The sequence below is a fragment of the Streptomyces sp. MnatMP-M17 genome, assembly GCF_900091995.1.
Taxonomy (GTDB): Bacteria; Actinomycetota; Actinomycetes; order Streptomycetales; family Streptomycetaceae; genus Streptomyces.
Window position 1 is genome coordinate 1 of sequence record NZ_FMDK01000441.1, and the last position, 6,464, is coordinate 6,464.

5 protein-coding genes are annotated in these 6,464 nt (G+C 69.3%); all 5 read right to left on the bottom strand.

What is annotated here, in order from left to right; translation table 11 throughout:
- A partial coding sequence (locus tag GA0115259_RS19950; protein ID WP_107469227.1) for an anthranilate synthase component I occupies positions 1–1,615 on the bottom strand: 1,615 nt, incomplete at its 3' end.
- Positions 1,602–3,050, bottom strand: a complete 1,449-nt coding sequence (locus GA0115259_RS19955) for an adenylosuccinate synthase (protein WP_161230422.1) — start codon at positions 3,048–3,050, stop codon at positions 1,602–1,604. The genes GA0115259_RS19955 and GA0115259_RS19950, both read right to left, overlap by 14 nt.
- Complete coding sequence (locus tag GA0115259_RS19960; protein ID WP_093598892.1) at positions 3,041–4,063, bottom strand: phosphoribosylaminoimidazolesuccinocarboxamide synthase; 1,023 nt, start codon at positions 4,061–4,063, stop codon at positions 3,041–3,043. Before GA0115259_RS19960 ends, GA0115259_RS19955 begins: the two co-directional genes overlap by 10 nt.
- Before the next feature lie 82 nt (positions 4,064–4,145).
- Positions 4,146–5,195 carry a beta-ribofuranosylaminobenzene 5'-phosphate synthase family protein gene (locus tag GA0115259_RS19965; protein WP_093598895.1) on the bottom strand — a complete coding sequence of 350 codons (1,050 nt, stop codon included), beginning with the start codon at positions 5,193–5,195 and terminating at the stop codon, positions 4,146–4,148.
- A gap of 38 nt (positions 5,196–5,233) precedes the next feature.
- Complete coding sequence (locus tag GA0115259_RS19970) at positions 5,234–6,145, bottom strand: ABC transporter substrate-binding protein (protein WP_093598898.1); 912 nt, start codon at positions 6,143–6,145, stop codon at positions 5,234–5,236.
- Positions 6,146–6,464 lie beyond the last annotated feature (319 nt).

The window sequence follows — 6,464 nt, forward strand, 5'->3', positions numbered from 1 at the left end:
GACCGGGCGGCGGCCGGTGTCCGGCCGCGCGGCCGGAGGGAGCCGCGCCGGTGTCCGTACGCCCGGCGTGGCCGGGTTCGTCCCGACCGGGCGGGCCGGGCTCGTCCCGCCGCAACACGCTCAGCAGGGCGGACGCCTTCAGCTCCGTCTCCCGCTCCTCCTGCTCGGGAACGGAGTCGAAGAGGAGAGTGGCGCCCACCCTGACCTCGGCGCGCCCGGACTTCACCCACGCCATGCGGATGGCCAGCCCGGTGTTGACGTCGCCGTTGAACCCGACATGGCCCACCGCCCCGCCGTACCAGCGCCGTACGGACGGCTCGTGGTCCTCTATGTACTGCGTCGCCCATGCCTTGGGCGCGCCGGTGACCGTGACGGCCCAGGTATGGGCGAGCAGGGCGTCCAGCCCGTCGTACTCCTTGCGCAGGACGCCCGTGACATGGTCCGCGGTGTGGATGAGCCGTGAATACAGCTCGATCTGACGCCGGCCGATCACCTGGACGCTGCCCGGTTCACAGATCCGCGCCTTGTCGTTGCGGTCGACGTCCGTGCACATGGTCAGCTCGGACTCGTCCTTCGCGGAGTTGAGCAGTGTACGGATCTGGTCGGCGTCACCGACCGCGTCCTCGCCGCGCGGGACCGTTCCGCTGAGCGGGCAGGTCTCCAGCCGGCGCCCGGTGACCCGCACATACATCTCGGGCGACGCTCCCACCAGATGCTCGCCGTCCCCGAGGCTGACCAGGAATCCGTAGGGCGACGGATTCGCCTCGCGCAGCCTCCGGAACAGCTCCGCGGGCCGCTGGTCGGTGCCCTGCGAGAACGTCTGGCTCAGCACCACCTCGAACAGGTCGCCGCGCTGGAACGCGTGGCGCGCCTCGCGGACGAGATCCGCGTACCGGCCGGGCGGCAGGCCGCGGTCCGTGCCGGGCTCACCGGGCGCGCCGGACGTCCACGGGATGCGCGGCCCTTCGCGCCGCAGACCGCGTGTGGTGCCGCCGTCGCAGCGGAACTCGTAGCGGCGGCGCTCGGAGATGCCTCTGCGCGGATCCACGACGACCAGTTCGTCCGGCAGGTACAGCACCAGATCGCGCTGGTCGGCAGGGCGCTCCAGACGCAGCCGGGCGGGCTCGAACTGGAAGGCCAGGTCATAGCCGAACGCACCGTGCAGCCCCAGGTACTCGTCCTCCGAGGAGCCCAGGACCTCACAGACGACGCGCAGCACCGAGAAGGCGGACGGCCGGCGGCTGCGGCCCTCCTCGGCAAGGCAGGCGTCGGCCGTCCTGACGACGGCCGTCAGCTCCGTGCCGTCCTCGCGCACCTCTGCCACATCGTCCGCCTGCCGCAGCGCGGGACCGAAGACGGGCAGCAGAAGCCGGCCACGGTCGTTGAGGGCCGTCAGCGAGACCTCTCTGCCGCGCGCCGTGAGGCACAGCGGCGGATCGACGAAACCGATCCGCCACGGTGTGTACCGGCCGGGGTACTCGGTGTCCGAGGCCAGCACCATCCCACGCCGCTCGTCCAGTGCGGCGGCGATGTCGTCCAGCGCCGCGGGATCGACCGCGTGGCGCTCCCGTTCCACCGTCAGGCCGCCCGCGGTCATGAACTCATCCGTGGACATGGTCGCCCTCCGGGCGGCGGCCGTCCCGGTGGTCCCGTACGCCGTGGTCCCGTACGGCGCCGTCGGGTGCCTGGGCCGGTGTCCGGGACAGGAGCGATGTCGTGGACAGATGGATCGTGTCCTCGCGCTCCGGTCCGACGCTCACCGCGACGATCTCGGCGTCCAGCAGGGACGACAGCAGGTCGACATACCGGCGGGCCGCGTCCGGGAGTCCGGCTGCGCCGCGGCGCGCCGCCGCGGACCAGTCCTGGTCCGGCCAGCCGGCCGTGCGGCGCAGTACGGGCGTGACCGCGGCGGCGTCCGCGCGCTTCGCCGGATAGAGGTCCAGCTCCTGGGCCCCGGACCGGTATCCGGTGATCACTCCGATCTCGTCCAGACCGGCCAGTACATCGATATTGGTCAGGCACAGCTCCCTGATGCCGTCGGTCTCGATGGCGCGTCTGACCATGGGCACGTCGAACCATCCCACCCGCCGCCGGCGGCCGGTGACCGTGCCCCACTCACGGCCCCTGGTGACGAGATGGTCGGCCGTGGCGCCGTCGAGTTCACCCACCAGCGGGCCGCCGCCGACCTGCACCATGTACGACTTGATCACGCCCAGCACACCGAACTCCTGTGCCGGCGAGGTGCCGGTGCCCACCGTCACTCCGCCCGCGGCGCTGTATCCGCTGGTGACATACGGATAGGTGCCGTGCTCCAGGTCCAGGCCGAAGCTCTGCGCACCCTCGTAGACCAGCCTGCGGCCCTCGGCGCGGGCCCGGCGCAGCCAGCGCGACACATCGCACAGATACGGTTCCAGCTCGCGGCCCGCCGCGTTGTACTCCTTGACGAGATGCGCGACCTCGTCGGCGACCGGCCGGCGGTCCGCGGGCCGCCCGAACACCTGCTGGAGCAGGGCCCGTTTGAGCGGCACCAGACGTGACAGGCGTGTGTGCAGCAGGTGTTCGTCGAGCAGATCGACCATCCGCAGACCGATCCGCGCCGACTTGTCCTCCCGGCAGGGCCCGACTCCGCGGTTGGTCGTGCCCAGCCGGCCGGTGCCGTGGACGAAGCCGTTCGCCGCGGAGGTGGCGACCTCGCTGCCGCGCCACTCCTCCTCCGCCGCGTCCTGTTCGACGTGGTACGGGAAGATCACATGTGCCGACTCGCTGATACGGAGCGAGGGATCGAAACCGGCGGCGCGGAGCTCTCCGAGTTCCGTCAGCAGGGCGAGCGGATCGATCACACATCCGTTGCCGAGGACTCCGGTGATGCCGCGCAGTACTCCGGCCGGCACCTGGACGAAGCGGTGGTCCCTGCCGTCAGCCACCACCGTGTGTCCGGTGTTCGGTCCTGCCTGGTAGCGGACGACGGCGTCCGCGCCCTCGCAGGCGATATCGGTGAACTTGCCCTTGCCCTCGTCACCGGCCTGACAGCCAACGATGATCAGGTCCATGACACACCGGTCCGTAAGGCCGGGCTCTCGGCTCCGCCCTGCCGCCGTCCCGTCGGGACGACATCGGCCAGCCGGTCGAGCACCTGGTCCAGATCCCGCGCTCCCCACACCTTGCGGCCCGTCCATGCCTCGCACAGCGAGCGGTACATCTCCGCCACCAGTTCCACCACTTCACGTGGCAGCGGATCCGGCGCGGGCCAGGTGGACCGCGGCCGGCCCTCCCGTACCCATTCCTCCACCCGCGTCTGGAGACCGGTGGCCGTGTAGTGGTCGCGCAGCACCTGTTTGCCCACATGCGCGCCGTCCAGCAGCAGCCGGGCCTCGTCCGGTGTGCCCGCGTGGTCCACCAGGATCAGCCGGCCCCGGTCGTCGCGGCCGAACTCCACCTTCCCGTCGGCGTGCAGCAGACCGAGGCCGCGCGCGTGGGCGGTGACGATGTCGTCCGTCTCCCTGGCGCGTTCCTCCAGTTCGGCCTGCTGCGCGTCGTCGAGGCCGCCTATCGCGGCGGCCTCGGCCCGGCCGATGAAGCGGTCGATCTCCTCCAGCTTGGTGGTGTACTCCACGACCGGGCGCGCCAGTACCGTGCCCGCCCGCGGCGGCTCGGTCAGACCGATGTCGGCGGGAGTCAGCCGGCCCAGCCGCAGCCTGCGCAGTACGGAGGAGCCCTCGGGGATGGTGTTGCGGAAGATGACCTGGAGCGGGACGAGATGGTTGATGTCGTCCGGTCCCAGCGCCCGCTTCCGCGGATCCAGCACCCGCAGGAGAGTGAACTCCATCCGGGCGGGGGGCTCGAAGCCGCGGAAGTGGGTGCGGACACCGGCGTCCGCCAGCAGGCCGAAGTTGAACGCGGCGATCCGGCAGCACGCCTGGCCCTTGTCGGGAATCCGATCGGGCATCTTCCCGAAATGGAAGACGGAGTAGTCGTCGGTGAACGTGAAGCGGCCCACGCCGCTCCGGGTGTCGGTCGGTTCCTCCCGGGCGACCAGATCCTTGGTCGAGAACCTCTTCGGCAACGTTCTCTCCTCTGCTGACGGACGGCTCTCTGCTGACGGACGGCGCGGATCAGGTTCGGATCAGGTTCGGATCAGGCTCAGATCAGTCCACGAGTGTCTGGTCGTCGAGGGCGGGGATCCAGTCGACGGAGGCCGGGACATTGCGGGCGCCGCTGAACCAGAACTCCCGCACCACGCCCTCGCCGCGCAGCTCCGTGAGCCGCCGCACGGCGTCCTGTGGACGGCGGGTGAACGCGTAGCACATCGGGCCCTCGGAGCTCATCGCGATGGCGTCGATCTCCGGTCCGCGCCTGGCCTCGTCCAGGAGGAACTTCACCTGCGCGGACTGCATGTCGATCTGCTTGCGCTTGAAGTAGCTCTCATAGGTCAGGAAGTTCACGGCCCGGCAGAAGGCCGTGTAGTCGGCCTCCAGCACCGCCGTCGCCAGGTTCATCAGCACGGCGTGCGCGGTCCGCCGGGCCTCCTCGGCCGGGATCGGGAGCGTCCGGGCGAAGAACTGGCGCTCCACCTCGCCGTGCATCTGGTTGCCGTTGGGGATGATCACCAGGACCGGCCACTGCGGGAACGGCGCCGAGATCAGCACCGGAGGCCGCTTGCCGCCGCCCGCGTATCTGGTGGGGACCAGATAGCGCTTCGGGTCCTCGCCGAAGTCGTCCGGGTTGAGATGTCCGCCGTCGACCAGGAAGCCGCCGCGCTCGATCAGATTGGGGCTGGCGCCGGAGGTCCCCGCTCGCCCCGCCGCTCTGGCGATGTCCGCCACCGCGACGGACCGGCCGGCGAACTGCGCGTACGCACGGCCGATCGCGACGGCGGTGGTGGTGCCGGAGCCGAACCCGGTGTGCGGCGGCAGGCCCTTGCGGATGACGACACGGGCGGACGGTCCCTGCCACGCCTCCTGAAGACGTTCCAGAAGCCCCGTGACGGCCTCGGCATGGGCCGAGCCGTTCTCGTCCGTCTCGACCTTGTTCACCTCGGACGGCAGGATCACGGCCTCCAGCCCCGGTGACCGCAGTGCCATGGACGCCATGCCGTTGCGGCGGCCGGACTCCCCGTTGAGATCGATCAAGGTGTAACTGACGCGGCATCCCGTCCGTATGCGGACGCCCCATTCCTTTGAAATGGACTCAACCATGTGCTCTCCCTTGTCCGCTGCGGTCGGTGGGCCGGGCCTTAGCGAGCGACGTCCAGCCCGGGGGCCTCGACCACCAGGTCCTCATAACGGGAGCCCGGTTCGATCAGTCCCCAGCGCCGCATCCAGGAATACGCCTTCTCGAACTCCAGACGGGTATAGGGCTCCGGCTCGACATAACGCAGACGAGGCAGATGGAAGTCGTCCGGCGTGATCACGCCGTTGAACTCCTCCGGCAGTGAATCGATCAGATAGTGCAAATACGAGCGCTTGTCGGCGTTGATGGCGGTGACGGCCCGGCCGATGGCCCTGTTGCAGGCCGCGTATACGGCGGGATCGAAATCCGGCGCGGCGAGTTCCAGGCCGGCGTAGTGCGTCTCGATGACCTTCTGGAATCCCTGCTTCTCCGCCAGAGTGATCCACGGCTCGGCCAGCGCCACCACCGCGGCCTCGCCCGCCAGCACCGCGCGGTAGCCGTCGATGGTGTGGTAGCCGACCGCCTTGATCTCGTCCTGCTCCAGGAATCCTTCCAGCATCTGGATGGCGCTGTAGTGGTTGCCGTTGTGGAAGCTCACCGCGACCGGCGCGTTGGCCAGCGTCTGCGGATGGGTGTACTCCGAGCCGGGCGCCGCCAGCAGCGCCATGACGGCGACCGACGACCGCTTGCCGATGATCTTCGCTCCCCGGCGGCTGTCGTGCGCCCGCCGGATCTGTCCCCACTCACAGGCCCGGTACAGATCGACCTGGCCTTCCTCGAAGGGCACATGGTTGCGGACGGAGTCGACCAGTTCATGATCGGCGACCGGCTCGGTCAGTACCTGCTCGGCCCGGTTCCGTACGAACTCGACCGCGATTCCCTCCTCGGCGAAGTAGCCGAGTTCATCGGCGGCCAGCCAGGGCAGGGCGAAAACCGCGGAAGGGCCGATTCCTTCGGTGCGAACGGTAACCGTCATGTCGCGCTCCCCTTTTCTGAGAAGTTTATGTTCGCCTGGTCAGGAATATCAGAACATTACGCCGTGAGCAAGACCGCGCGCTTCATCGGGCGGGAAATTATTTCCCGTGCAAAAAGGCATGAAGGAAAGAGACGCAAAGAAAGAGAAATGACGGAAAACAGTCGTGGTGAACCGTGCCCGTAACCGGTCGGCCGGGCATTAATTCATGGGATTAATGTGCCGCGAGAATGGTCATGTGCCTCCTACGGGCTGCCCTACCGGGGCACGCGCCTGCCGTACGTTCAGTACGGCGTGCGCCTTCGCGCTGCCGAGCGCCAGG

Coding starts and splice junctions, on each gene's coding strand:
- GA0115259_RS19955 (WP_161230422.1), bottom strand. CDS start 3,050: ATGGACCTGATCATCGTTGGCTGTCAGGCCGGTGACGAGGGCAAGGGC.
- GA0115259_RS19965 (WP_093598895.1), bottom strand. CDS start 5,195: ATGGTTGAGTCCATTTCAAAGGAATGGGGCGTCCGCATACGGACGGGA.
- GA0115259_RS19970 (WP_093598898.1), bottom strand. CDS start 6,145: ATGACGGTTACCGTTCGCACCGAAGGAATCGGCCCTTCCGCGGTTTTC.